This window comes from Alteromonas sp. DY56-G5, from assembly GCF_041414725.1.
Classification (GTDB): Bacteria; Pseudomonadota; Gammaproteobacteria; order Enterobacterales; family Alteromonadaceae; genus Alteromonas; species Alteromonas macleodii.
This window is the reverse complement of record NZ_JANHZQ010000016.1, coordinates 43,486-70,438: the sequence shown is the minus strand read 5'-3', so window position 1 is coordinate 70,438 and position 26,953 is coordinate 43,486. Positions and strand designations below refer to the sequence as shown.

The following is a 26,953-nucleotide window of genomic DNA, read 5'->3' as shown; positions in this document are numbered from 1 at the left end:
GTGAATTGTGACTAGCGGCGGTGATGGTTCAAACTACAATATAGAGTTTTATTCGTCGTCGTCAGACAGAGTGTTTCTTGGCTTGCGTTTCACAGGAACCATACCAATATCTTCTCCAGACATGGTATCGACACGCTTTTTAGTGCCAGGTTTTGCTGGTTTCGCTACGCGCTTTTTACCATTTTTCGCATTTGATTGTTTTGATACTTTTTTCTTCGGCGTAAAACCTTTAAAAGACGCCGAAAATTCGTCGTGTGGTGAACACTCTAATGCATATTGAAGGTGATTCTTAAGCCCTTCGAAACTGTTCCAGTCACGAGGGCCAATTAACGAGAATGCTTCGCCTTTTTGCCCAGCACGGCCTGTACGGCCGATACGGTGAATGTATTCATCCGCGTTCTTAGGAAGGTCAAAGTTAACCACCAATCCTACTTTTGATAGATCTAGTCCACGAGAGGCAAGATCGGTAGTAACCAGAATACTGTGCTGTCCACGCGCAAACGCACTCATTACTGCTGCGCGTTGGCTTTGTAGCATATCACCACGAAGCGCAATAGCTTCTAAGTTCTGTTCGTTAAGCAGTGCTGCAATTCTATCGGTATCTTCACGGGTAGCTGTAAATACGATAGCTTGGTTGTAGGTACGATTGGCTAGCTCAAACTGTAAAATTTGATCTTTGTTATCAACATTGTCTGCAAAGAAGCACTTCTGTTCGATATCGCCATGCTCTGCGGTTGAGTCTCCTACAGCTACACGAACAGCGCCTTTGGTTAACTGCGTTGTCATATGCTTTAGCTCAATATTATCGAGCGTGGCAGAAAACAACATAGTTTGACGCTTTCTGTGATCAGCATAGTCGTTAATCATTTTAAGCTGAGCAGAGAAGCCTAAGTCTAACATTCGGTCTGCTTCATCAAAGATAAGCAACTCTAAACCGTTTAAATACACACTTTTATCTAATAGATGGTCGGCTACACGACCAGCGGTACCAACGATAATGTGAGGGTTACGGCGAAGCGCTTTAACTTGGTCGTTATAATTTTCACCACCCACAATAAGTGAACAAGTAAGATTTAGCCCGGTACACATTGATTTAGCTTCAATGAAAACTTGTTTGGCTAGCTCACGAGTTGGCGCAAGAATAAGTGCGCGTGGGTCTTGACGACTAAGGGCTTTTTGCGACATTAGCCTGTTTATAGCTGGCACTAAAAAGGCGAAGGTTTTACCTGACCCCGTTTTTGATGACGCAATAATATCTTTGCCCTGAATAGCAGGCAGCATAGTGCGTTCTTGAATTTCGGTTAGCGTCGAAATGTTTTTCGTTTCGAGCTTTGAAATAATTTTGTGGTGAACAGGTAAATCAGTAACTAGCAAGAAGGTATAGCCTTTTTAAAATGACATTCGAGCGCATTATCCCTTAATGCACGGTGCATTTAAAGGTTTATTGGAAAGGCTTAAAAGTTTGCAAACAGAAGGCGGGCACTTGTAACAATCGTTACTCAACGAAGAATATAAAGTTAAAGCAAAAATGTGAGTTAACTCAATGGCGCGCGCTTACCACAAGAGCATAAATGCTGAATGATAAGCGCGACATTGCGAAGAACAATTAAATGAAAAGCACAATTAAACGCAGAGTTTAAAACTGCATTTCAGGAACATTGTCAGGAACAACAAGCTTTCCGCCCGTTTTCTCTTTAATTTCGTCAACGCTGACGCCCGGTGCCCGTTCTTGAAGCACAAATGCGCCGTCTTCAACACTCAGCACTGCTAAGTCGGTAATAATGCGCGTAATACAGTTAACACCGGTTAACGGTAAGGTGCATTCGCCAAGTAGTTTTGGGTTACCGTGTTTGTCGGTATGGGTCATAGTAACAATTATGTTCTTTGCTCCAGCAACTAGATCCATAGCGCCGCCCATGCCTTTAACTAGTTTGCCTGGTATCATCCAAGAAGCAATATTACCCGATACATCAACCTCAAATGCGCCAAGTACAGTAAAGTCAACGTGACCGCCGCGGATCATGGCGAAGCTCTCGGCGCTGCTAAAAATAGACGCGCCCGTGATAGCCGTTACTGTTTCTTTACCAGCGTTTATCATATCAGCGTCAATTTCACTTTCAGTCGGGTAACGTCCCATACCCAAAAGGCCGTTTTCTGACTGTAGCATCACGCTTATGTCATCTGGCACATAGTTAGCTGCAAGGGTAGGGATACCTATGCCTAAATTTACGTAATCGCCATCTTTAAACTCTTGAGCGACGCGCATTGCGATTTGTTCTCTACTAAGCATTACTCTGACTCCTTGCTAACTACACGGCGTTCAATACGTTTTTCAAATGAACCTTGAATGACACGGTTTACATATATTCCTGGAGTGTGGATCTCGCTGGGGTTCAATTCACCAGGCTCTACAATTTCTTCCGCTTCTACCACAGTGATTTTACCTGCAGTAGCAGCCATAGGATTAAAGTTTTGTGCTGTATGGCGATAAATACAGTTTCCGTAAGTATCTGCTTTCCATGCTTTTACAATGGCAAAATCGCCAGTAATAGCATGTTCAAGAATATAAGGGCGACCGTTGAATTCTTTGACTTCTTTTCCTTCACCAACAGGCGTACCATAACCTGTGGCAGTGTAGAAGGCAGGAATGCCAGCACCACCAGCGCGCATTTTTTCCGCCAGCGTTCCTTGAGGTGTAAGCTCAACTTCCAACTCACCGTTAAGCAGTTGTTTTTCAAACAGGGCATTTTCACCTACATAAGAAGACACCATTTTTGCTATTTGTTTGTCTTCTAGTAAAAGACCCAAGCCAAATCCATCTACACCGCAGTTATTAGAAACTACAGTAAGTCCAGATACGCCCATTTTCTTAATTTGGCCTATCAGTCCTTCGGGTATACCACACAATCCGAAACCGCCCGCAATAACTGTCATACCATTTTCAAGGCCAGCCATTGCTTCTTCGTATGAGGATACAACTTTGTTAAATCCCGCCATTCTCTATCTCCAATGCATTTGTTAAAAATAAGTATCGACATTGTTGCTTAATTTGTAAAATCGAATTAATCTTGCGATTAATAAAAACTATTTATTAATCGCTGAGATCAGTTGAAAAGTTTATGGATGTTTCATACCGTCAAATAAAAGCGTTTGTAGAAGTGGCCAAGTCATCAACCTTTGCTGAAGCCGCGGTAAATCTACATTTAACACAGCCAGCTTTGTCATCGGCAATTAAAAAAATGGAAGAGCAGTTAGGCGGTAAGTTATTCCAACGCAATACACGCAATGTAAGCCTAACACCAGAAGGAGAGGTGTTGTTTCCAAATGCTTTGAGGCTACTGCACGACTGGGACAATACTTTTTCTGATATTCAAAATTTGTTTGCTATGGCGAAAGGGCAGCTTACCATTTGCGCTATGCCGTCATTTGCCGAGTCTCATTTACCGAATATCTTGTCAGTATTTCATCAACGAATTCCAAATGTAAACTTACGAATTGTCGATGTAGTAATGGAACAGGTAATTCATGAAGTTACTACTGGTCGCAGCGAAATTGGGTTCTCGTTTGAGCCAGAGCGCAAAGATGGTTTAGTGTTTAAAAGCCTTTTTGCTGATGAGTTTGTTGTTGTGACCAACAAAGCACAATCAGCCCATTTAGGGGACAAGTTGCATTGGCAGGACTGTCTAAAACTTCCATTGGTAATGATGAATAGGGGATCTGCGGTACGCCACTGGACTCAATCTAAGCTAGCTCAATATGGTGAGCTAAATATAATCGCGGAAACGGGGCAGCTATCTACACTAGGAAAGCTTATTCTAAATGGTTTAGGTATATCTATTATGCCGGCGATTTGTAAAGCGCAAATGGAGGGATTGGGGCTAGTAACAAAAGAAATTAGTGACATGCCTCTGGTGAAAAATATTGGAATAATTCGAAATGCGCGAAAAGGGTTATCGCTGCCGGCTCAATCTATGTGGGACATGGCCGTAGCGCATTATGAGTCAAATAATGCGCTTTATAGTTTCTAAGAAAAGGTTCGACCTACCACTTCTTCTTAGGTGCGAACAGCTCGTCTAATTCGTCTCTTTCTTCTTCTTGCTTCTTGGCGCGATCTTTTTCGTTCACGCTCTTAAGGTTGCTTTGGATTTCGTGTAACCACTCGTTAAGTGTAGCAAGTTTAGACATTGAATATTCGTCTTGGGGGTTTTGATTTTCTAGTGCGCTTTTCGCCTTTTCAAAATACTGTCTGGCTGACCCAAGCATATTGGACTGAAGTGCAGCGCGGCCGCGCTTAATCAATGTTTCTACATTTACTTTTACCTGCAAGCGTTCAAGCTGCTTATCTTCATCCATGAATACTTTAGAATCAATTTGCCCTTTGCTATGTTCTGAACGAAGAATAATGCGCAGTTTCTTAACGGCCTGAATGTATTGAATGATCATTTTGTCGTTGTCGGGTAACGCGAAATCGTTAGTGATACCGCTATTGTCCGAAAGAGCAGCGGCGGTTGCTTGCTCACTGCTTGAGATACGCTGTTTTAGTTCAGATGTACTCGATAAATCGTTCATTACTTTCAAGGCATTTAGAATACGGTTGTGAAGTATGCCCATAATGCGCGAAGAAACAGGCATGTTTACACTGGCGGCAATAACGTTCTCAGTTTCGTCGACAATAGTACGCTGTTTGGCAAGTTCAGTTCTGCGCTCAGCCTCTTGCTTTTGACGATGTTGTTGCATTGCATTGATAAAGATAGCTGCGATTAGCAAAACAACAATTAATATAATAATAATCACGTACATGCGTGTGTTTCCGTCTGTTTTTTATTTTTTATAACGTTAACGTATTACTACGTACGAGCGTTACTTTTTGTATTACTTAATGTTATCGGTCAATCTTACGGTATTTTTACTTCAAATACACTTCCACCGAGACTCCCGCCGTTGGAAAGGGCGATTGAGCCCACTTTATCCCCTTGAGAATGCGCGTTTGCAATTAACTTCGCAAAAAATAACCCCAACCCCGTTCTTCCTTGGCTTAACTCAAAGTCACAGAGCTCTTCGTGGCTTTTAGTTAACATCGCTTCGGGGTAGCCACGACCATCATCCTCTACTTTAATGGTCATGAAGTCGTTCTCGTCTGCCTTGGCACTTACTATTATTTGGGATGTTCCATAGCGCATAGCGTTAATGATTACATCGTTTAATAACAAATAAATTAACTCACTGTCTAAGTACCAGCTAAGGTCATCTTCGATAGCGATGCTTATATCAATATTTTTCTGCGATACATATAACGCATTAGAGCCAACGACATCCTCAACCAAATCTTTGATGAAACTTTCGTCAACGGTGATGGGTAAACTTTCTAATTCAGCCCTGTACAAAGAGAGTACTTGAACAAGATTGGTGTTGAGCCTGGATGCTTCATAATGAACACTCGCAACCTGTTCTCTAGCTTTCTCGTCTTGAGGAGAAAGGGCGTCGCTGAGTGTTTCAATAGATTGAATAAGGAGAAAAAGTGAATTTTTCATATCGTGCACAGCAGCTGCCAACACCGATGAAAAATCAATTGTGGATGTAACTTGTTTACTGCTACTCATTATCTATCTAACACCGTGCTTTTTAATCACCTACCCATAATGTAGAAGAAATCGGACAAAGGCGAATAAATCCCACTCGAAAATGTAAAAATTCAATTATTTTCAACTTTATAATGCCAATTTCGTAATAGCAACTAGTAAAAAAAGGTGGTTTTGGTTATAACGGAGGGAGTACAGTGTCAGTCTATCGCATTAAACGGTGTAAAATATGAAGCTACAGCAACTACGGTATATCGTAGAAGTCCTCAATAACAATTTGAACGTGTCAGCAACAGCAGAAAGTTTATATACCTCACAGCCGGGTATCAGCAAACAAGTTCGCATGTTGGAAGATGAACTAGGTGTTCAGATTTTTGGCCGTAGCGGTAAGCATTTAACACACGTAACAGACGCCGGTAACGATGTAATCAATATAGCTCGTGAAATACTAGCCAAAGTAGAGAGTATTAAAGCGGTAGCAAGGGAGCACACGCTTCCAGATCAAGGTAAACTTAATATTGCGACTACGCATACGCAAGCCCGTTATGCGTTACCTGATGTTATTCAGGGTTTCATGAGCAAGTATCCAAAAGTGTCATTACACATGCATCAGGGCACGCCGTCTCAAATTAGCGATTTGGCTGCCAAAGGCGAAGCCGATTTTGCTATCGCTACAGAGGCTCTTCACTTGTACAACGATTTAGTCATGCTTCCTTGTTATCACTGGAATCGCAGTGTAATAGTAAACAAAGACCATCCGTTGTCGAAAAAAGGCACTATCGATATTTCAGACATTGCCAAATATCCGTTGGTTACTTATGTTTTCGGTTTCACCGGGCGCTCTGAATTAGACCAAGCGTTTGAAAGAGCAGGGCTAACACCTAAAATCGTGTTTACCGCAACAGATGCCGACGTTATTAAAACCTATGTTCGCTTAGGTGTCGGTATTGGTGTTATCGCGTCGATGGCGGTAAGTGAAGAGTTAGATGATGATCTTGTGAAGATAGATGCAAGTCACCTGTTCGATTACAGCACGACGAAAATTGGATTTAGAAAGGGGTCGTTCTTAAGAAGTTATATGTACGACTTCATTGAGCGTTTTGCGCCTCACCTGACCAAGGACAAGGTTGAAAAGGCTATGATGCTGAAAAACAACGAAGAAGTAGAAAAAATGTTTAAAGGCGTGACGCTTCCAGTAAAGTAAACGCAGCGCTTGTTGAAAACGTTCATTAAAAAAGGGGCTAATTGCCCCTTTTTTCATTTCATACATTGTCTAGTTAGAACGAGGCGCTAACATTCGATAATATTTACCGCGAGCCCACCTCTCGCCGTTTCTTTATACTTAGTCTTCATATCGTTGCCGGTATCGCGCATAGTTTTGATGACCTTATCTAGTGATACTTTTTGCTCTCCGGTTCCGCGCAGTGCAAGACGAGAAGCATTAATGGCTTTGATTGCACCCATGGCATTTCGCTCAATGCACGGAACCTGAACCAAGCCACCCACGGGGTCACAAGTAAGGCCGAGGTTGTGCTCCATACCGATTTCCGCAGCGTTCTCTACCGAGGCAGCTGTGCCCCCCATAATTTCAGCTAACGCGCCTGCAGCCATTGAACAAGCGACGCCTACTTCTCCTTGGCAACCTACTTCAGCACCTGAGATTGACGCATTTTCTTTATAGAGAATACCAATAGCGCCTGCGGTAAGCAGGAATCGGCTTGCTACTTCTTCATCAACAGGTCGAATAAACTTATCTACGTACTGTAGAACAGCCGGAATGATACCCGCTGCACCATTTGTAGGTGCAGTTACAACACGGCCGCCAGCTGCATTTTCTTCGTTTACAGCTAAAGCAAACAAGTTAACCCAATCCATAGTCTGCATAGGGTCGTTTGTGTGTTCAGTTTGAAGTCGACGGTATAGTCCAGGTGCGCGGCGAACTACTTTAAGCCCGCCAGGTAAAATACCTTCGCTTTCGATACCTCGTTGAATACAAGCTTTCATTACTAACCAAATGTTGTGTAGCTGTTGCTTCACTTCGTGCTTGGGCCTGAAAGTTGATTCGTTACGTAGCATCAGTGAACTAATGCTTAAGCCGTTAGTTTTACACAGAGCAAGAAGGTCACCGGCCGTTTTAAAAGGGAAGGGTACTGATGCTTGCAGGCTGGCTGCATGCGCTTTGGTCGCATCGAAGTCTTCGTCTTTTATGATGAAGCCACCGCCAATACTGTAATAAGTTTGCTGTTTTACAAGCTCATCTTTCGCGTACGCATAAAACGTTAAGGCATTAGCGTGTTTGGGGAGCGTTTTACGGCGGTGAAAAACAATGGCGTTCTTGTTAGGAAAGCGCACTAACTTCTGGCCATTAAGGCAAAGCTTTTCCGTGTTGCGTATTTCTTCAAGTTTAGTCTCGATGCTGTCCACATCGACAACGTCTGGAAGTTCTCCTAGTAAACCGAGGATAACAGCTTTTCCTGTTCCGTGGCCGATTCCAGTTTGGCCTAATGACCCAAACAGTTCAACTTTCACGCTATCCACTGAATCAAAAAGCGCAGCTTCCTGAGAGAGTTCGGTGACAAACTCGGCGCCTGCTTTCATTGGTCCTACGGTGTGCGAACTCGATGGGCCAATGCCCACGCTGAACATATCAAATACACTGATCATAAACTTTCAAAATTAAAACAAAGTAATAGTAAGATCATGCATCCACCACGGAAAAACCACAATACAGAAAAGCTAATAAAGGGATTAGTTTTGCTAATACGCTGTAAAGTTTAATTTATAGTACACGCAAGAGCGGATAAGCAAATACAAAGGTTAAGGATGAATATGATGAGATAGATTGCGTAACATTGCCGCCGTTGCGCCCCATATCATGCGGTTTTTCCATGGGATAAAGTAAATTGGAAATGCCTTTTTATCGCGATGCGTCGTGTGAACTAAATGATTTCTTCTGTCTAAAACATGTGCGAGAGGCACTTCAAAAGCGCTTTCTACCTCATTTTTGTCAATAATCGGTGTAAAGTCAGGATTTACAAAGCCAACAACTGGCGCAATTTCATATCCGCTGATTGTTCGGTATCTAGGCAACATTCCTACTACGTCTACGTGAGTAGCGGGTAAACCAACTTCTTCTTCAGCTTCTCTAAGTGCCGCGTCAAAAAAAGAATTGTCAGCTTCGTCGACCGCTCCGCCTGGAAAGCTGATTTGACCTGGGTGATGCTTAAGGTGGTGCGCTCGTTCGGTAAGCAGTAATTGAAGCGAATCGCCATAATCTATCAGGGGGATAAGTACAGCCGCAGGGCGTCCTGTTTTTCGCAACGGAAAATCAGGCTCGGTGTGAGGCTGCCTTAAGTGGTGAAACTGTGATAGAAATTCGTTCTTTGTCATAGATATTTGCTTACAACCTATATGCTTACCTTTGTACTAGCACATTACGTACAGATACTGTGCTATTGGTTAATTGATTCAAGTACTGGCAGTATTCTAGACACTTTATCTAGGGTTTCTTGATACTCTTCGCTAGAAACAGAATCTAGCACAATACCACCACCGGCCCAGCAATGTAATCGACGGTTCTCTGCCAATACGGTTCTAATACAAATACTTGAATCCATGTCTTCACGAAAACCCATATAGAACACGCTGCCACAGTAGATATTCCGGCGGTGAGGCTCTAGCTCATCGATAACTTCCATCGCACGGATTTTCGGTGCTCCAGTTATTGATCCTCCAGGAAATGCAGATGCCAGAAGCGATAAAGGCGAAGAAGACTCATTCAATTCGCCAGTTACCGTACTTACTAAATGGTGCACAGCCTGATAACTTTCAAGAGCAAAGAGTGCAGGTACGTTCACCGAGTGAGGTTTGCAGTGCTTTGAAATATCGTTGCGCAGCAGATCTACAATCATGAGATTTTCTGCACGGTCTTTTTCTGCTGAGAGCAAGCTCTGAGCACTGGCTGCATCTTCTTCTTTGTCTTCAAATCGCGGGCGTGTACCCTTTATCGGTTTTGTTTCTACAACCCCACCTTTAACGCGTAGAAAGCGTTCTGGTGAAATCGAAGCAATACAGCCTTGGGGAAGGTTATAAAAAGCTGAAAATGGCGCTTGATTTTGATTGCGTAGCTCACAATATGCTTGCCAGATATTCCCTTCAAACGCTGCGCTAAAACGTTGCGCCATATTTACTTGGTAGCAGTCACCGGCACGCAAATAGGCGTGTATTTTATCCAAACAAGCTTCATATTCCGTTTTAGACAAATTTGATTCGAACCGCGACGTTAACTTGAAATTTGGCTCAGGTTTTTCGTCGTTGAATGAAGAAAAAAACTGAGTCAGTGGTTGACTGTCAACGGAGCAATAATAGATGTAACCTGTTTTTGTATCTTCAATAAGTGAACGAAGATAAAGGCCAACCGCAAAATCAGGGGTTTCGTAGTCATCTTTGGCGATGCTTGGCATCGCTTCATAAAAGCGCCCAGTGTCATAGCCTGCCATACCAGCCACACCGATAATAAAAGGGAGGTGCGCTGTATTTACACTGGCATGTATCTCCACATTTGAAACGCGCGCATGTAAGTGTGCTTGCACCGCTTCAAAGGGCGCTAATGTCAATTCCTGGCGCTTTGAAGAGTTTAGTTCGGTGAGTTGAACCTTATCACCTTTTGCTTCGATAACTGCGGAAGGCGAAAATGCCATAATATTGAAGCGACCTTCACTTTTAGACGAACCAGAAGTATCTAGTAAAAGGGAATATGGGTGTGTAGAGATTCGCTTAAAAAGTGCGTTGAAAACGGCTGTGTTCTCGTCACAATTTAGCGCTAATTTATCGGCTAATTCCTCTGCAGTGAAACGGGAAACATGAACGTAAATAGTATCTGCGTGTGACATAGGTGTTTTCTGTACTTCTTTTTATCGTGGGCGTTTGGTGCTTGAATTAAGCACAAACTTCCTTCTATTTTTAACTGGCGTTAACAAATAAAGACTAATAACCGATCACATTAGGCTGCTTTTTCAGATATCCCTTCAGCATAGTTTTTAAAAATGACTGGAATTAGCCACAAGCACATGGTTTTACATGGTGCGTTGTCTTTAGATGCGCTAGTATACGCTTTTTTAGCTAGCTAAGACCACGAAAGCCAAATAAAAAGAGGATGTCATGACCGTTATCCGTCAACAAGACTTCATTGACAGCATTGAAGATGCCCTGCAATTTATTTCTTATTATCACCCGCTCGATTACGTTAAAGCCGTAGAAGAAGCCTATAAAAAGGAAAAGAGCCAAGCCGCGAAAGACGCGATGGCGCAAATTCTTATCAACTCACGCATGTCTGCAGAGGGTAAGCGCCCTTTGTGTCAAGACACGGGGATCGTAACCTGTTTTGTTAAAGTTGGTATGGGTGTGACGTGGGATAAAACTGACATGACCGTTCAAGAAATGGTTGATGAAGGTACACGTCGTGCATACCTTAATCCAGACAATCCACTTCGCGCCTCTATCGTTGCTGACCCTGCCGGTGCGCGCAAAAACACCAAAGACAATACGCCATCTGTTGTGCATATCGACATGGTAGCGGGTGAAAAGATCGAAGTGATGATCGCAGCTAAAGGCGGCGGTTCTGAAAACAAGTCTAAAATGGTAATGCTTAACCCAAGCGATGATATTGCTGACTGGGTAGTAAAAACTTTGCCGACGATGGGGGCAGGCTGGTGCCCTCCAGGTATGCTGGGAATAGGTATTGGCGGTACGGCTGAAAAAGCAGCTGTACTTGCAAAAGAAAGCCTTATGGACCCAGTAGACATCCAAGAGCTTATAGAGCGCGGCCCGCAAACTACCGACGAAAAACTTCGCTTAGAAATTTTTGACCGCGTAAATAAGTTGGGTATCGGTGCGCAAGGCCTAGGTGGTTTAACGACCGTTGTTGACGTTAAGATTAAGTCGCTACCTACTCACGCTGCGTCAAAACCTGTAGCAATGATCCCTAACTGTGCGGCGACTCGTCACGCACATTTTTATCTAGATGGTTCGGGTCCAGCGGAGCTTACGCCACCTAAATTAGAAGATTGGCCAGAAGTAACTTGGGAAGTGAGCGAAAACACTCGCCGCGTTAACCTTGATGAAGTAACAAAAGAAGATATCCAAGAGTGGAAAGTAGGCGAAACGGTACTGCTGTCAGGTAAGATGCTTACCGGTCGTGATGCTGCTCACAAGCGCATTCAAACCATGATGGAAAATGGTGAAGGTTTACCAGAGGGCGTTGACCTAACTAACCGCTTTATCTATTACGTTGGTCCTGTTGACGCTGTAGGTGACGAAGTGGTTGGTCCGGCTGGCCCGACAACGGCTACCCGTATGGATAAGTTCACTGACATGATGCTAGAAAAAACAGGCCTTATTGGCATGATTGGAAAAGCAGAGCGTGGTCCAGCAACCGTTGATTCAATTGCTAAACACAAAGCGGTTTATCTAATGGCAGTTGGAGGTGCAGCGTACCTTGTATCTAAAGCCATTAAGAAATCTCGTGTCGTAGCATTCGAGGACTTAGGTATGGAAGCAATTTACGAGTTCGACGTAGAAGACATGCCAGTAACCGTTGCAGTAGACAGCACGGGTGCCAATGCTCACAAAAATGGTCCGGCCATTTGGAAAGCAAAAATTGAAGAGCTTGATGCCTCGCTATCTAAATAGAGAGGAAGGCAAAATTTAAGATGAGCCGTTCTGCTTAAGAAAGCTAATTAGGTTTTTCATCACAATATAAAAAACGGGTGCAATAGCACCCGTTTTCATTTGTGTAGTTTCATTTTTTCAAAGATTGACGTGCTAGACGTTTTGCCCCAATTTCATTTTAAATTTATACCAGTTGGTATATTTATCTGATTTTGTTTATAGTGCTGTACAAAATAACAGTATGAACGTGCACTATGTTAATTAACCTTATTTCTAGCGAACCCATTTCCTTTCTAATAGCCTTCGTAAGTGTGTGTGCTTTTTCACTTTATTCATTTATTCGAGGCCAGGCGAATGCCGCCAAGATAGCGCAGCTTTCGCAAATCAATGAGCAGCTACAAAATGATTTGAATAGCGAGCGTATTGCTATTGCCAAGCTTCAAGCACAAAACGATGCGCACCAAGCAAGAATTCAGGCGCTTCATGCTGCGCATGAAGATAAGCTTGCGTCTATGAATGCATCTGAACAACGTCTGCATACGCAATTCGAAAATCTAGCAAATCGCATATTTGAAGAAAAGCAACAGCGTTACACGCAACAAACAAAACACAATATAGAAGCTGTTTTGGCGCCATTCAAAAACGAGTTAGATGGTTTTAAACGTCAAATTTCAGAACAACACATACGTGAGGGGCAGGAGCGAGCCTCACTTAAAACAGAGATTCTAAGTTTAAAGGCACTCAACCAGAAAATTACGGAAGAAGCTGCAGCGCTGACCAATGCACTAAAAGGTGACAATAAAAAGCAAGGAAGCTGGGGCGAAGTAGTGCTTGAGCGGATACTCAAAGAATCTGGTTTACGCGAGGGTCATGAATTTGAAACACAAATGTCAGCAACATCAGAGCACGGCAAGCGATTTCAACCAGATGTCGTGGTGCATTTGCCAAATGATAAAGATGTGATTATAGATTCAAAAGTAAGTTTGGCGGCCTATGAAAGGTATTACAACTGTGATGATGAAGCTGAGAAAGCGCAATTTTTAAGTCAACATGTGGCTTCTATAAAAGGGCACATCAAAGGCTTAGGCGCGAAGGACTACCAAACGCTTAGAGGCATAAAGACACTGGATTATGTGTTACTTTTCATTCCCATTGAGCCTGCATTTTTAATTGCTGTCGAAGAAGAACCAGATTTAGTCACAATGGCACTTAATCACAATATCATGTTGGTTAGCCCAACTAATTTACTGGTTGCACTGCGTACTATTAATAACATTTGGCAGTATGAGTACCAAAATCAAAACGCACAGCTTATTGCGGAACAAGCAGCAAAGCTTTATGACAAGTTCGTTGGGTTTGTGACGGATATGGAAAAAGTAGGTAAGTCGATGGATACCGCTCACGCAAATTACGAACAAGCAATGAATAAGTTAACCAGTGGAAGAGGGAACTTGGTAAGGCAAATAGAAAAGTTTAGAGAACTTGGTGTACAACCCAGTAAGCGAATGTCTCAGCACTTACAGCAACTTTCTCAAGACGATTAAAAAAGGCCGCAATTGCGGCCTTTTTTCTCTTATCAAAAAACGTTATGAACGTTTCATGCGTCTACGTAGGTAAACTGCTGGAGCAAGAAGCAATGCAATCCAGCCCATTGAACCACCAGACTTATCATTAACGCGAATAGTCACGCTTTCTGTAGTAGTTTCAATACCATCTGAAGCCGTTACTTGAACCGTTACACGGTTAGACTGTTCGTTACTAGGCGCTGTATCAGTGAACGAAGTGCGCTCTACACCGTTAATGGTGATAGTCACGTCGTCTCCGTCTGCGTCAGTTGCAGAAGCAGTTACAGTGTAAGACTGCCCTTCATCAACGCTAGTTGGAGCAGATATTGAAATAACTGGAGCATCTTGCACACCTGCAACCGCTACAGTTACTGTGCCTTCACCAACAATTTCACCTTCAACTGGCTCTTCATTTTCATCAATTGTACCTTCAACACGAACGGTGTATGTAAATGAATCTTCACCGAAGAAGTCAGTATTTGGTGCATACGTTACTGTTCCATCATCATTTACAGTTACTGTGCCGTTTGCTGGCTCACCAGTAACTTCAACTGTTGATGGATCAAGAGGCGCTTTATCAATAGTGATAGGCGTAAACGTACGGAACTCACCAGACAGAGAGTCCATGGTGAATTTATTGATGATTGTGCTGTCCATTTCGTTAGCAAGAATGTTAGCCGTTACCGACGCATCTTCGTTAACTGACAACATGTCGTCCATATACTCACTAGATGGAACAACAGTACCTGCGTAGCTGATAGTAACTTCGTCACCCGCATTAGCAGTTAGTACAAATTCGTCACCTTCAACTGGAAGGGTACCTTGAAGGCCCGCAGATGTTAGTGCAGCGTACGTTGTACCAACGCTACCTGAAATGTTTTCAGCACCAACTACCGTTGCGTAAACAGGTGAGTCCATTGGACCATATACAAAGTTTACGTTGCCTGTTTCGTACTCAAACCACAACTGGAAGTTAAAGCTTGTGCCATCTTCATTCCAAATTTGAGCGTTTTCCCACTCAACAACAAAGTGACCTGTTGTAAGGCTTACTGCGTAGATATTACCAGCGCCTGCACCGCCGCCCGCAAGGTCAAAATCAGTCCAATAAGGTGCGACAATATTGTTTGGCTCACTTAGGCTTGGCAATACTTCTGCAAACGGTGTAGTAATGTTGCCAGAGCTTGTACCTAAAGATACAAAACCATTAGATGAAATCTGCATGGTTGTGTATTCGCTACCTAAGTAAGTGATAGTGCGAGGTAGGCTTACTTCAATTGAAGCGTCATCACACGAACCAGAGCACTCTAGCGGCGCAACACCAATAGATGCCATTGGTACGTAACGGTCAAGGCCGAAACCTTCAAGTATGTCACCAATAGTAGTATCTGCGTTCATCGAGAAAGAAGCAGTGTTAAGTGCGCCTTCCCAATATACGGTACCTGAGTCAGCGTCATAGCTTACTGGCTCTTGGTTTCCGTTTTTAACAGCAGAAATTGTAGAAGGGTTAATCGCATATTTGTGGTCAATTTCACCCGTGATGCTGATCATACCAGTTACGTCAGTGTTAGTAGCAAACGCTTCGGTTACCACCAACTCACCTTCAGCTGCTACTTGCGTGCTTACATCGCTGTCAAACAATGATGGTTCATCACTGCTAATAGGATAGATAGCTACTGGGATGAAATAATCGGTTGTTGTGTCGTCAGTGTCTGTCCAATTAATACCACCGAAAGACCATGACCCTGTAGACGCTGTTGTTACATCTACTGCAACCATAATTTCAGCAGAAGCACCTGCTGCAAGGGTTGCCATTTGAGGTGTAACGGTTGCAGAAATAGCTGAGTCATTAAACATTGCTGTAGCATCGACTGTAACTTCTTCATCGCTGGTGTTTGTTACAGTGATAGACATTTCGCAGTTCAGGTAGCAGTTGCCGTCTACTAAGCTTAAATCGCTATAAGTTAGCTCTACCGTTGTTGCACGAGGAAGATCTAAACGACCTGCACCCATGTCAAAGTTGTCTGCTGCGGTAGACGCATCTTCTTTCAAAATATCGCGAATTGAAGAAGTAACAAGCGCACTCTTTATTTGCTGTGCAGTCCAATCAGGATGCATTTGCTTAAGAAGTGCAGCTGCACCAGCTACGTGTGGCGATGCCATTGAAGTACCGTTCTTGAACGAGAAGTTCTGGTCTTCGTGTCCTGGTGCATCCGGTGATTCGCCAGAGAAGATGCGAGTACCAGGAGCAGCAATATTAGGCTTAAGGAACGTCGGGTCGCCGTTAGGACCGCGAGAGCTGCTTTCATTCATGATGTCAGCAAGGCTGTCTGAAACAACGCGAACAATATCGCTACCGATAGTTACATTTAGCGACTCTTCAGTAGTTTCAGCTAGGTTAGCAAGCGCTAAACCTGGTGTAGCAGGAAGCATAAGTGATGGAATTGTTTGAGCTTCACTTAAGCCGCCCATTAATATTGGCGCTTCACCGCGTCCATCAACGTTATGAATAAGAACAGCAGTTGCTCCCGCTGCCTCTGCGTTTTCAATTTTAGTCACGAAACCACAAGTACCACGGCTGATAAGCGCAATTGCGCCATCGAACGCGCCCGCAGCAAATGCATCACAACCTTCAACGTTTGCCGCATCTACTTCGCCTGCATAAACAACAGGTGCAGTAATTGGGCTATCAAATACAATGGCAGGGTTGCCCACTGAGTAAAGGGCTGGAATAGAACCTAAAGTGGTATCGCCTTCAACGGTCACCTCGTTTGCGAACAAACGACCCGTTGTTGTATTTGCGACCGTTATTACGTCTTCTGAACAACCAGGACAGCCAATAGTGCCAGCACCCGGACCATCGTTACCCGCTGCAAAAACGGTAACAACGCCCGCATCGTGCATGGCTTCAAGTACGTCTTCATATACTGAGCCGTTAGGGTTTCCACCTGCACCGCCACCCCACGAGTTATTTACAATGTCAGCACCATCTGTAAGCGCAGCTTCAAGCATAGAAAGCAGCATTGAAGAAGCACCGCTAGAAGAAGCAGGGTTAGCTGGTGTGGCATATAAACCTTTGTAAACCATTAGATAAGCAGCTGGCGCAACACCAGAGATTTCAGCTTCTGCGCCATCGCGCTCTGCCATTACCCCGTAATTACCTACTGCTGTACCTGCTACGTGCGTACCGTGTCCATTGAATCCTAGCGGGCTCTCGTATTCTTCTTCAACAACAGAGAAGCCTTCTACGATGTCTGCTGCGCGAGCAACAATCAATTTATTGTTACAAAAATCAGGAACTTCTGAACAATAGTCGTCAGTAGGAAGTGTCGCAGCATCAGGTGCTGTAAAATTTTCACCACTGAATAAAGGGTTTTCTGGACGAATACCACTATCAATGATCGCTACTTTCACGCCTGCACCGGCGCTTTCCTTCCCGCCGAACTGTTCCCACGTTTGAACTGCGCCGATCAGGTCCAAACTAGCGTCCATTTGGGCATGGTGTACTAAGTCTGGGTATACCGCTTTTACCGTTGAAAGGCTGGAAAGCTTATCAAGTGCACTTTTTGAAACGATACCCGCAAAACCATTAAATGCTGCTGTGTAAGACATATCAGCTTTAAATGACTTATCGAATGACTTGATAGACTGGATAACCGATTGCTGTTGAGCTTCAAGGAAAGATTGATATTCCTTCGCTGCATTTGACTTGAAATTTACCTTTTGACCTTTGTGGGCAGCCATGCTGCTTACACTTGGATTTACTGCGCTGAATTGCGCCATAGGCACGTCAGTAAGTTGTACGATAACACGTACGCTATCACTATCCGCTTGGATTGCATTTGCAAGAATATTCTTTTTGTCGAAGGATGCTTCGATGGCGTTGCGTTGTTCAACGCTGTGGCCAGATAATTGATTTGATATTGCTAGTGCACCAAAGGCTGAGCCTGCTAATGCGGTAGCAATAACTGTACTAAGGATTGTTTTTTTCATAATTATTCTCGTGTGAATAGTTCCCTGGAGCCCAACGATTTTTTTGTTTGCTTAAAAGGTCATTCGCCTTTTTTAAAACGCAACTTATCGCTGTGACTATCTATTACTAGCACACTTTTTTTCTTTTTGTAACGTGTGTTTCTGCAATACACAATTTACACATTTTGTTACATTTAACGACGATTAGTCGTTGCATAGATAACTTCCTTTTTTCATTGAAGTTCTAAACAGTAGATTATTGGATATATAAGCGTTTGAAACGTTAGAAACTCTATTACTGGATGTGAATAAGAAATGTTTGTCCTACTTGGTTTTCATATTTTTTACATAGGGTTTACGTTTTTAGGACGAATATCCTTTTCATTTAGACTAATTGAGTATGTCTATTTCACCCATTTGAAAAAATGCCAATGAATAAGTAGGACGCTCCTGCAATTTCTCAACTAGCATATTGTTATCACTATAAGTCGCTATTAACCCTCATATTTAAGGGGAACAAACGTGAAAGACAGAAATCATTTGGCCGAAGTAAAAACAACAAATAAGGTCGAAATTATTACTAAAGGGGTTGTTGATATCCCAATGCTGCAAATCCTTTCTGCCGAAGGTGAACTCATTGAAAAAGCAGTTGAACCTGACCTCAGCAAAGAAGAAGCATTAAAAATATTTAATACCATGCATTACATTCGAGTATTGGATGAACGTATGGTGGGTGCACAGCGCCAAGGTCGTATTAGTTTTTACTTGGCCAGTACAGGTGAAGAAGCGGCTTCAGTTGCAAGTGCTGCAGCACTCTCAGACGACGACATGATCATGTCTCAATACCGTGAGCAAGGCGCCTTAGCGTACCGCGGATACACCACCGAACAGTTCATGAACCAAATGTTTAGCAATAAAGACGACCCGAATAAAGGACGTCAAATGCCTATCCATTATGGTGACAAGCCACTTAACTTCATGACTATATCTTCACCACTAGGCACACAGATCCCTCAAGCATCTGGTTACGCCTATGGCCAGAAAATGTCGGGTAAAGATGTGGTTACTATCTGCTACTTCGGTGAAGGTGCAGCGTCTGAAGGAGACTTCCACGCAGGGTTAAATATGGCTGCTGTATTAAACTGCCCAGTTATTTTCTTTTGCCGAAATAATGGTTACGCCATTTCAACACCAGCAGAAGAGCAATTCGCGGGTGACGGCATTGCGTCTCGTGGTTTAGGTTACGGTATTAAAACTATCCGTGTTGATGGTAACGATGTGTTAGCCATTTATGCGGCTACTAAAGAAGCCCGTCGTATTGCCATTGAAGAAAAGTGTCCTGTACTTATTGAAGCCATGACTTATCGTTTAGCGGCGCACTCCACGTCTGACGACCCAACAGGCTATCGCTCTCGTGAAGAAGAAGATAAGTGGCGTGCAAAAGACCCTATCGCTCGTATGGCGAAATGGTTAGAAAGCAAAGGCTGGTTTGACGAGGCTGAGAACCAAAAGCGCGTCGATAAAGCAAGACAAGACGTTTTAGCAGCAATGAAGAGTTGTGAAAAGACTGACGTATGTGCCATTGAAGACATTGTCGAAGATGTATACGACACAGCACCTTGGCACTTAAAAGAACAACTCAGTGAATTGAAAGCGCATATTAAGAAGTACCCGAAGATGTACCCTAAAACAGCAGGGAGAGTAAAATAATGGCTAAGATGAATCTACTTCAAGCAATTAATAATGCACTCATCACAGCCATGACCGAAGATGAAAAAGTAATGGTCTTTGGTGAAGACGTGGGTCATTTTGGTGGCGTGTTCCGTGCAACCAGTCACCTTCAAGAAAAATTTGGTAAGGCGCGTTGCTTTAACACGCCGCTCACTGAACAAGGCATTATAGGCTTCGCGAACGGCTTGGCCTCACAAGGCTCTGTACCTGTTGCTGAAATTCAATTTGGTGATTACATTTTCCCTGCGTTCGATCAAATTGTGAACGAGACGGCTAAATGGCGCTACCGTTCAGGCGGTCAGTTCGATGTTGGTACGCTAACAATTCGTACACCTTATGGTGGCGGTATCGCAGGCGGCCACTACCACAGTCAATCACCAGAGGCATTCTTCGCTCACTGCCCAGGGTTAAAGATTGTTATCCCTCGTGACCCATATCAGGCGAAAGGTTTGTTGCTTGCGTCAATTCGCGATAAAAACCCTGTATTGTTTATGGAGCCTAAACGTCTTTACCGCGCTTCAGTATCGGACGTGCCAGAGGAAGATTACGAACTACCGTTAGGTAAGGCAGATATTGTTCAAGAAGGCAGCGATATCACGTTACTAGGGTGGGGCGCGCAAATAGAAATTCTGCAAAAAGCGGCAGAAATGGCTCTTGAAGATGGTGTGTCATGTGAAATCATTGATTTGCGCAGTATATTACCGTGGGACGTTGAAACGGTTATGCAATCTGTAATGAAAACAGGTCGCTTACTGATAAACCACGAAGCACCGCTAACAGGTGGCTTTGCGAGTGAAATCGCAGCGAGCATTCAGGAACGTTGTTTCTTATACCTTGAAGCGCCTATTGCAAGAGTGTGTGGTTTAGACACGCCGTATCCTTTGGCGCACGAAAAAGAATATATGCCAGATGAAACAAAGACGTACGAAGCCATAAAACGTACGCTTCACTACTAAGCCGGGGGACGATGATATGACAATTGAATTTATCTTACCGGACATTGGTGAAGGTATTGTTGAATGTGAACTTCTGGAGTGGTTAGTCTCTGAAGGCGAACATATAGAAGAAGATCAGCCCGTGGCGGAAGTAATGACCGACAAGGCTACCGTGCAAATTCCTGCAATGCATGCGGGTGTGGTGAATAAACTGCATTACGCGGTAGGCGATATCGCTAAAGTGCATGCACCGTTATTCTCTATGACGCCAGATGATGCCGACGCTAACTCAGATACTCAAGAAGACGCGCAAACGGAAGTAAAAGATAATGCGGCTGAAACAGCGACAGCGAATGACAGTGCTTCTTCAAGCGCTTCAAACGGCAAACACATTGAAGACTTTATTCTACCAGATATCGGTGAGGGTATAGTTGAATGTGAGATTGTGAAATGGAATGTAGCTGAAGGCGATGAAATAGAAGAAGACCAAGCCGTTGTAGAAGTGATGACCGACAAAGCAGTGGTAGAGATCCCTGCTAAAAACGGAGGTACCGTGCATCGTCTTTATTACGCGCAAGGCGATATAGCGAAAGTGCATAGTGCATTGTTTGCGCTAGAAGTTGCCGGTGAAGCCACAACTACTAGCGGTACTAATGACGAATCACCATCGGCAAACAACAGTGCTTCAAGCGTTGTATCTCAAAGTTCAGTGAACACGCAAACAAACGGTTCAAGTCAGCAATCAGCGCAAGTTGCTCCTTCAAAATTCAGCGACGGCGAATACGAGCCACCTATCGCTATAGAAGGTAAGGTGTTGGCTAGCCCTGCGGTAAGACGTGTTGCAAGAGAAAAGAATATCGACCTTTCTACTGTGGAAGGTTCGGGTAAAAAGGGGCGGATCCTTAAGTCTGACGTGTTGAATCTACAACATTCGAATGTTGACACGTCGTCTCAAAATTCGACATCTTCTGCGCCAAGCTCATCTAACGCAGAAAAGGGTGATTCGAATAGCACAAGCACTGTGCTTAAAGGCAGCGTTAGAACAGAAAAAGTACGCGGTATTCAGGCAGCTATGGCGAAGCAAATGTCGGCTTCGGTCTATACTATCCCGCACTTCACAGTAAGTGACGAGTTGGTAATGGACAACCTGATGGCGCTACGCAAGCTGCTTAAACCTGAATTTGAAGCGAAGAACGTAAAACTCAGCTTTATGCCGTTTTTCGTTAAAGCAATGTCGTTGGCACTTAATGAGTTCCCTGTAGTTAACAGTCAGCTTAACGGAGACGCCACTGAGATAAGCTACTTCGCAGATCACAATATTGGTTTTGCAGTAGACTCTAAAATTGGTTTGCTTGTACCCAATATTAAGCGTGTTCAAGACCTATCTCTGTTAGAGATTGCTGTTCAAATGCAGGATATTATCGAACAAGCCAGAGCGGGCCGCGTGGCTGGCGAGCACCTTAAAGGCGGTACGATTAGTATCTCTAATATCGGTGCAATAGGCGGTATTACCGCAACGCCAGTAATTAATAAGCCAGAAGCTGCTATTGTTGCTCTTGGCAAAACGCAGAAACTTCCGCGTTTTGATGATGAAGGGAATGTTAGCGCGCAAAATATCATGGCGGTTAATTGGTCTGGCGACCACCGTATTATTGATGGTGCGACTATGGTGCGATTCAATAATCTATGGATGAGTTACCTAACTCAGCCAGAAAAAATGTTGATGCACCTTAAGTGATATCAATCAAAGCAATTTGATTTGCAGTAGCAATATTTTTAAAGGGCCAATAGTAAAACTATCGGCCCTTTTTTGTTTTGTATACCTCAAAGCGCGTTGACGTTATTATAGAGCACTATAAACAAACAAAAATTTTACTGAGGTTTTGTGCTTAGTTATCAACACGCCTTTCATGCGGGAAACCATGCTGATGTCATTAAACATCTTTGTTGGATTGGCGTAATAAACGCATTAAAGAAAAAAGATAAACCTTTTACGCTTTTCGACACCCACGCAGGCGCGGGCGCGTACGATCTAACCGATGCCATGTCGTCAAAAAATAAAGAGTACGAGACAGGTATTTCCCGTTTACTTTCAGATGACAAAGGCGCTCAGGACTTGCCAGGCTTGTTGGCCGACTATTTATCGTTGTGTGAACCTTTTTTAGCGCAGCGGCAATATCCGGGCTCACCGGCAATAAGCGCAAAGGCAAAAAGGGACGGTGATAACTTACACCTGATGGAACTTCACCCTGCGGAATTCGATAAATTAGACAGCAATGTATCCTGTTTACGTACCCTTAATAGCCACGTACATAAACGAGACGGATATGAAGGGCTTCGCGCACTCACGCCACCTAAACCCAATCGCGGTGCTATTTTAATCGACCCTCCTTATGAGCGCGTGAATGAATATAGCGACCTTGTTAAGGGTGTGGAACAGGTATTTAAACGCTGGCAGCAGGCACAAATCGTAGTGTGGTATCCACTATTGTCAGAGAGGGCTGGCGCCAAAAGTGGTGCGAGTGAAGCTATGTGTGAAAAGCTTTCAGCAATGGGTAAACCTTGTTTTAAAGCAGAAATACAGGTGGCAGAAAATACCCCAGATTCTGGAATGTATGGTTCTGGCGTATTCGTGTTAAACCCGCCTTGGCAGCTAGATACTAATTTAAAAAGTGCGTTAGAAAGCGTTGTTGGTATGCTAGGTGAAAATGAAGCAGGTTATCACGCTACATCGCAAGTTAGCTGGATAAACGAAGATAATTAACCAATGACTGTAAAGTCTAACAATGGTAAGCGTATTGTTGCTGATTAATCCGTTTCAAATAAGTCACTAAAAGCGTGAAGTAAAAAACATGTCGCAACTCAAAGGCCTAAAACATTTCTATATACCCGATGAGCAGTCGATATATCTGCTATCACATGCGGATGCGAAAAAGTTAAAAGACTGGGTAAACCTTTGTATCTCACAGTTAGAAGGGTTGGGGTACAGTGACATCGAGCTTTTAGGGAAAGGAGCCTTTGGGTTTGCGTTTGCAGGGAACGCGCCAAGCGGCGAATCACGGGTATTTAAGTTTTCACGAATTACGTTGCCGCAGCATGTGCAAGATAGACTAGAAGAGGAAGCTTTTATGCTTTCTCACGTTAATCACGAGTTTGTGCCGCGGTTTATTGAATATCAACAAATACGAAAACAATCCATCTTAGTTATGGGTCGCGCACCTGGCGAAGACCTAGAAAAAGTCAGCTTGAAAACAGGCCCACTTTCGCCCCGTATTATCGTCAAAATCGCAGTTCAGGTCGGTGAACTTTTATCCAGTTTTCGTCAATACAGTGAAAATGGAGAAATTAAACCCATTGTGCACGGAGACATAAAACCCTCGAATTTGGTTTGGGATGCCGAAAATGAATCGGTTGGATTGATCGATTGGGGCTCTTCAGTCTTCGCACAGACTGACATCACTGGGCAGTATGTGGGTAACAATGTAATGGATTTAATGTCGGGTGAACTGCATCAAACCAACGCTCGACTTGGCGATGTTTATTTTATTGGCGAGGAGCAGCTTAATGGCGCACTCTCCAGCCCCCGCTTCGATGAACAAGGCTTGGCCAGTACATTATATGCACTGGCATCAGGGCAATCGTGTCGTTATGGAAGCAAGGTTATTACACCTTCATCCCTTGGCCTTCCCAAAATGCTTGCTAATATCCTTGAGCACATGCTCAGTGAAGATCCAGAAAAGAGAAGGCAGGGCGGAGATTACCTGTTTAATCATCTCCACGTTTTGAAGAATATGGTTTTCACACAAGACAAGCCACCGCAGTACACTCCGCTAATACCTACGTGGCTGGCCCACGCTCAGAACCGTGCTGATATTGAAACCGTTGTTTACAGCTCTCGAAAATCTTACCTACGCCAACAGGCAAGACTGTCTGACTCGTTAGATGAAAAAGACGTAGAGGAACTTCGTTATATAGACGATGCGCAATTTGACCGCTACTACAAAAACTATTTACAGGGCATGGGGGATACCGAAAAAGCATTTGTTTCTGCAATAAGCAGACTAGGCCGTTACCCTGTAGTTGGCGGTATGGCTGTGCGCTGGGAGCCAGAAGGTATATATGTCGATTCGAGTTTGAACTTATATGATGAATCAATGAAAGCAGCGTTTGATTTAGCAGTAAATAATGTCATTAATTTAGCAAGGGCTATTCACAAGCCCGCGGTGTTCAAATGTTGTATGTTCAACGCCAAAAACACGCTGCACATTGAACGCGAAAGTGAAGATGAAGACTTTGAACCAGCAGGCGGTATGTTTATTCCCTACGAACTATCACGGGTTTCTGCACAAAAGGATGAAAGCCGTACTCACTCATATTTCGAAGATGGCGATGATCCGGACGAACTATTAAAGCTGCCTCAGGAGATTATCGATACCATCGTTCAACTTAATACAATACATCACACTGGTTGTATTATATTTGAAGCATTACCGCGGCATTTGAAAATTCACAACTATTACACGTTGCTTGATCACAGCCAAGAAGAGCGCTTCCACGCATTATTAGCGCAACTCGTTCAGCAAATTCCCAAAATAAAAGGGCTAGGCATTTCAGGGTTTATGAAGTTACCCTATAAAGATACGCGCTTTTTCGAGCATAAAGCAAAATTGCCTGAAAAGTACTACCCGCGAAACCCAAAAGCAGTAATTGAAGAGAAAGTACAACATGTCTGAGATTAAACTATCGTCACTTTTTGAACTCGAAACAGTGGAAGCTGGCATCTATCGAGGTCAAAGCTGGGATTTAGGCTTCCGCGCCTTGTTTGGTGGACAAGTTTTGGGGCAAGCGTTAGCAGCTGCATACGAAACAGTGGAGGCTGGTAGAGTCGCACACTCATTCCACACTTATTTTTTACTACCAGGCGATGCTAAAAAGCCTGTAGTTTACGATGTTGAAGTAGTGCGAGACGGCAGAAGTTTCTCTGCTAGACGGGTTAAAGCCATTCAGGATGGTAGAAATATCTTCTACATGACAGCGTCTTTTCAGGTTCCTCAAGATGGCATGGAGCATCAAAACCCAACAATGCCAGATGTGCCTGCGCCGGAAGATGTGCAGTCTGACATTGAATTCTATGAAGCTAACTTCAATAAGATTGCACGTCCTATGCAAGAAGCGTTGAGCTATCATAAACCTGTAGATATCCGCACGGTAGATGCAGCTAACTCTTACCAGTCAGCGAAACGTGAACCGACGCGTTATATCTGGTTAAAAGCAAGAGATACAATGAATGCATCACTGACTGTTCATCAAGCTGCGCTTGCTTACGCATCAGATTATCATTTTCTCAGTACGTCGCTTCAACCACACGGTGTTGCGGTAACCGATAAATCACTTCGAATCGCAACGATAGACCATGCTATGTGGTTCCACCGCCCAATCAATATGAACGAATGGTTATTGTATGCAATGGAGAGTCCCTTTAGCGGAGGCTCTAGAGGTTTGGTACGCGGACAAATATTTAACCAAAATGGTGAACTTGTTGCGTCAACCATGCAAGAAGGATTAATGAGAAAAGTAGACGAATAGGGAGAGGGTAATGCGCTACAAATTAGGTTCTACATCACCGCTGGTTGATGAAAGTACGTTTATAGCGCCAGGCGCACATGTTATTGGTAATGTTGAACTCAAAGTGGGTTCAAGCGTTTGGTTCAATGCGGTTATACGCGGCGATATGGACAAGATAACCGTTGGTAAAAATACGAATATCCAAGATGGCAGCGTATTACACACCGATGTAGGTATTCCTTTAGTGCTAGGTGAAGGGGTAACAGTAGGACATAAAGTCATGCTTCACGGCTGCGAGATTGGTGACTATTCCTTGATAGGAATTAACGCTGTCGTATTAAACGGTGCAAAAATTGGAAAGTACTGCATCATTGGCGCTAACGCTTTGATAACGGAAAACATGGAAATTCCGGATTACAGTTTAGTAGTTGGAGCGCCTGGTAAAGTCATTAGAACATTTGATGACAAGATCGAACCCAAACTAAAAGCGTCCGCTGAACATTACGTAGATAACGCCAAAACATATAAGTCATCATTACAGCCAGTTGATAGCTGATATTTAAGACTAGGCTGTTCGCGATATTTTGAATCCCCATAAAAAATGCCCAGAACAAACGTTCCGGGCCTAGGGGAATGGCTCATTGCTGAGCCGTGCGCTAACTTTTACACAGGAGAGTTTAAATAAAATCTTTTAAACGGACAATGAGTATAGAATACATTTGTTTAAATTATAAACAATTTTTGTGTGAATTTTATCTTACACTCTCAACGTCAATTAAATTGTAGAACTTATACGTTAGTAATCAATGGACTAAAAACTGGTCGGATGTGATGTTTTTTGAGAGAAAGGTGTACAGTTTATATCCACATGTTGCACACATTTTATCCACGTGATAAAGCGTTGTTAATGTATACCCTTGTTAAATATATAGACATACTT

At 43.5% G+C, this 26,953-nt stretch carries 20 protein-coding genes; 11 read left to right on the top strand and 9 right to left on the bottom strand.

Annotated elements, in window-relative coordinates; genetic code table 11:
- Nucleotides 1–48: 48 nt before the first annotated feature.
- From NO989_RS10095 to NO989_RS10085, 3 genes are all read right to left on the bottom strand, one after another.
- A complete protein-coding gene (locus NO989_RS10095) occupies nt 49–1,374 on the bottom strand; it encodes a DEAD/DEAH box helicase (protein WP_014949518.1) in 1,326 nt (441 codons plus the stop codon).
- Between the two features lie 262 nt (nt 1,375–1,636).
- Nucleotides 1,637–2,290, bottom strand: coding sequence for a CoA transferase subunit B (locus NO989_RS10090; protein WP_069944348.1), 654 nt, complete (start codon nt 2,288–2,290; stop codon nt 1,637–1,639).
- Nucleotides 2,290–2,997 (bottom strand): CoA transferase subunit A, encoded by a 708-nt coding sequence (locus tag NO989_RS10085; protein WP_371342476.1) that lies wholly within the window; start codon nt 2,995–2,997, stop codon nt 2,290–2,292. Before NO989_RS10085 ends, NO989_RS10090 begins: the two co-directional genes overlap by 1 nt.
- A 122-nt stretch (nt 2,998–3,119) precedes the next feature.
- Between NO989_RS10085 and NO989_RS10080 the strand changes: the two genes are divergently transcribed.
- Nucleotides 3,120–4,028 (top strand): LysR family transcriptional regulator, encoded by a 909-nt coding sequence (locus tag NO989_RS10080; protein WP_371342475.1) that lies wholly within the window; start codon nt 3,120–3,122, stop codon nt 4,026–4,028.
- 13 nt (nt 4,029–4,041) lie between these two features.
- Here the strand turns inward: NO989_RS10080 and NO989_RS10075 are convergent, their stop codons facing one another.
- Complete coding sequence (locus NO989_RS10075; protein WP_371342474.1) at nt 4,042–4,800, bottom strand: hypothetical protein; 759 nt, start codon at nt 4,798–4,800, stop codon at nt 4,042–4,044.
- Between the two features lie 95 nt (nt 4,801–4,895).
- Nucleotides 4,896–5,600 (bottom strand): sensor histidine kinase, encoded by a 705-nt coding sequence (locus tag NO989_RS10070; RefSeq protein ID WP_371342473.1) that lies wholly within the window; start codon nt 5,598–5,600, stop codon nt 4,896–4,898.
- A 208-nt stretch (nt 5,601–5,808) separates the two neighbouring features.
- On the opposite strand from NO989_RS10070, the gene cysB reads away from it, so the two are divergent.
- The gene (gene cysB, locus NO989_RS10065) at nt 5,809–6,783 is read left to right on the top strand and encodes an HTH-type transcriptional regulator CysB (RefSeq protein ID WP_014949524.1); all 975 of its coding nucleotides are present in this window, start codon (nt 5,809–5,811) and stop codon (nt 6,781–6,783) included.
- Between the two features lie 86 nt (nt 6,784–6,869).
- Here the strand turns inward: cysB and NO989_RS10060 are convergent, their stop codons facing one another.
- From NO989_RS10060 to pabB, 3 genes are all read right to left on the bottom strand, one after another.
- Nucleotides 6,870–8,243 (bottom strand): L-serine ammonia-lyase, encoded by a 1,374-nt coding sequence (locus NO989_RS10060; protein WP_371342472.1) that lies wholly within the window; start codon nt 8,241–8,243, stop codon nt 6,870–6,872.
- 153 nt (nt 8,244–8,396) lie between these two features.
- Nucleotides 8,397–8,969, bottom strand: a complete 573-nt coding sequence (locus tag NO989_RS10055) for a CoA pyrophosphatase (RefSeq protein ID WP_371342471.1) — start codon at nt 8,967–8,969, stop codon at nt 8,397–8,399.
- Between the two features lie 62 nt (nt 8,970–9,031).
- Nucleotides 9,032–10,471 (bottom strand): aminodeoxychorismate synthase component I, encoded by a 1,440-nt coding sequence (pabB, locus tag NO989_RS10050; protein WP_371342470.1) that lies wholly within the window; start codon nt 10,469–10,471, stop codon nt 9,032–9,034.
- A 268-nt stretch (nt 10,472–10,739) separates the two neighbouring features.
- On the opposite strand from pabB, the gene NO989_RS10045 reads away from it, so the two are divergent.
- Nucleotides 10,740–12,269 carry a fumarate hydratase gene (locus tag NO989_RS10045; RefSeq protein WP_014949528.1) on the top strand — a complete coding sequence of 510 codons (1,530 nt, stop codon included), beginning with the start codon at nt 10,740–10,742 and terminating at the stop codon, nt 12,267–12,269.
- 233 nt (nt 12,270–12,502) lie between these two features.
- The gene (gene rmuC, locus NO989_RS10040; protein ID WP_371342469.1) at nt 12,503–13,792 is read left to right on the top strand and encodes a DNA recombination protein RmuC; all 1,290 of its coding nucleotides are present in this window, start codon (nt 12,503–12,505) and stop codon (nt 13,790–13,792) included.
- Nucleotides 13,793–13,834: 42 nt separating this feature from the next.
- Here the strand turns inward: rmuC and NO989_RS10035 are convergent, their stop codons facing one another.
- Nucleotides 13,835–17,803, bottom strand: coding sequence for a S8 family serine peptidase (locus NO989_RS10035; RefSeq protein WP_371342468.1), 3,969 nt, complete (start codon nt 17,801–17,803; stop codon nt 13,835–13,837).
- A 501-nt stretch (nt 17,804–18,304) separates the two neighbouring features.
- Between NO989_RS10035 and NO989_RS10030 the strand changes: the two genes are divergently transcribed.
- The 7 genes from NO989_RS10030 (at nt 18,305) to NO989_RS10000 (ending at nt 26,569) form a co-directional block, all read left to right on the top strand.
- Nucleotides 18,305–19,492, top strand: coding sequence for a thiamine pyrophosphate-dependent dehydrogenase E1 component subunit alpha (locus NO989_RS10030; RefSeq protein WP_014976583.1), 1,188 nt, complete (start codon nt 18,305–18,307; stop codon nt 19,490–19,492).
- Nucleotides 19,492–20,469, top strand: coding sequence for an alpha-ketoacid dehydrogenase subunit beta (locus NO989_RS10025; RefSeq protein ID WP_014998387.1), 978 nt, complete (start codon nt 19,492–19,494; stop codon nt 20,467–20,469). Before NO989_RS10030 ends, NO989_RS10025 begins: the two co-directional genes overlap by 1 nt.
- Before the next feature lie 16 nt (nt 20,470–20,485).
- Nucleotides 20,486–22,186, top strand: a complete 1,701-nt coding sequence (locus NO989_RS10020) for a dihydrolipoyllysine-residue acetyltransferase (RefSeq protein WP_371342467.1) — start codon at nt 20,486–20,488, stop codon at nt 22,184–22,186.
- Nucleotides 22,187–22,333: 147 nt separating this feature from the next.
- On the top strand, nt 22,334–23,212 hold the full coding sequence (locus tag NO989_RS10015) for a 23S rRNA (adenine(2030)-N(6))-methyltransferase RlmJ (protein ID WP_371342466.1): 879 nt from the start codon (nt 22,334–22,336) through the stop codon (nt 23,210–23,212).
- A gap of 88 nt (nt 23,213–23,300) precedes the next feature.
- On the top strand, nt 23,301–25,181 hold the full coding sequence (locus NO989_RS10010) for a phosphotransferase (protein WP_371342465.1): 1,881 nt from the start codon (nt 23,301–23,303) through the stop codon (nt 25,179–25,181).
- Nucleotides 25,174–26,034, top strand: a complete 861-nt coding sequence (gene tesB, locus NO989_RS10005; protein ID WP_014949536.1) for an acyl-CoA thioesterase II — start codon at nt 25,174–25,176, stop codon at nt 26,032–26,034. Before NO989_RS10010 ends, tesB begins: the two co-directional genes overlap by 8 nt.
- Nucleotides 26,035–26,044: 10 nt before the next feature.
- Nucleotides 26,045–26,569, top strand: coding sequence for a gamma carbonic anhydrase family protein (locus tag NO989_RS10000; RefSeq protein WP_338851356.1), 525 nt, complete (start codon nt 26,045–26,047; stop codon nt 26,567–26,569).
- The last annotated feature ends 384 nt before the right edge of the window (nt 26,570–26,953 follow it).

Bases quoted from the DNA above. Each gene is read 5' to 3' on its own strand.
- NO989_RS10000 (WP_338851356.1), top strand. From the start codon at position 26,045: ATGCGCTACAAATTAGGTTCTACATCACCGCTGGTTGATGAAAGTACG.
- NO989_RS10025 (WP_014998387.1), top strand. From the start codon at position 19,492: ATGGCTAAGATGAATCTACTTCAAGCAATTAATAATGCACTCATCACA.
- NO989_RS10045 (WP_014949528.1), top strand. From the start codon at position 10,740: ATGACCGTTATCCGTCAACAAGACTTCATTGACAGCATTGAAGATGCC.
- NO989_RS10075 (WP_371342474.1), bottom strand. From the start codon at position 4,800: ATGTACGTGATTATTATTATATTAATTGTTGTTTTGCTAATCGCAGCT.
- NO989_RS10055 (WP_371342471.1), bottom strand. From the start codon at position 8,969: ATGACAAAGAACGAATTTCTATCACAGTTTCACCACTTAAGGCAGCCT.
- tesB (WP_014949536.1), top strand. From the start codon at position 25,174: ATGTCTGAGATTAAACTATCGTCACTTTTTGAACTCGAAACAGTGGAA.
- NO989_RS10020 (WP_371342467.1), top strand. From the start codon at position 20,486: ATGACAATTGAATTTATCTTACCGGACATTGGTGAAGGTATTGTTGAA.
- NO989_RS10085 (WP_371342476.1), bottom strand. From the start codon at position 2,997: ATGGCGGGATTTAACAAAGTTGTATCCTCATACGAAGAAGCAATGGCT.
- rmuC (WP_371342469.1), top strand. From the start codon at position 12,503: ATGTTAATTAACCTTATTTCTAGCGAACCCATTTCCTTTCTAATAGCC.
- NO989_RS10035 (WP_371342468.1), bottom strand. From the start codon at position 17,803: ATGAAAAAAACAATCCTTAGTACAGTTATTGCTACCGCATTAGCAGGC.
- NO989_RS10060 (WP_371342472.1), bottom strand. From the start codon at position 8,243: ATGATCAGTGTATTTGATATGTTCAGCGTGGGCATTGGCCCATCGAGT.
- NO989_RS10070 (WP_371342473.1), bottom strand. From the start codon at position 5,600: ATGAGTAGCAGTAAACAAGTTACATCCACAATTGATTTTTCATCGGTG.
- NO989_RS10080 (WP_371342475.1), top strand. From the start codon at position 3,120: ATGGATGTTTCATACCGTCAAATAAAAGCGTTTGTAGAAGTGGCCAAG.
- cysB (WP_014949524.1), top strand. From the start codon at position 5,809: ATGAAGCTACAGCAACTACGGTATATCGTAGAAGTCCTCAATAACAAT.
- pabB (WP_371342470.1), bottom strand. From the start codon at position 10,471: ATGTCACACGCAGATACTATTTACGTTCATGTTTCCCGTTTCACTGCA.
- NO989_RS10010 (WP_371342465.1), top strand. From the start codon at position 23,301: ATGTCGCAACTCAAAGGCCTAAAACATTTCTATATACCCGATGAGCAG.
- NO989_RS10090 (WP_069944348.1), bottom strand. From the start codon at position 2,290: ATGCTTAGTAGAGAACAAATCGCAATGCGCGTCGCTCAAGAGTTTAAA.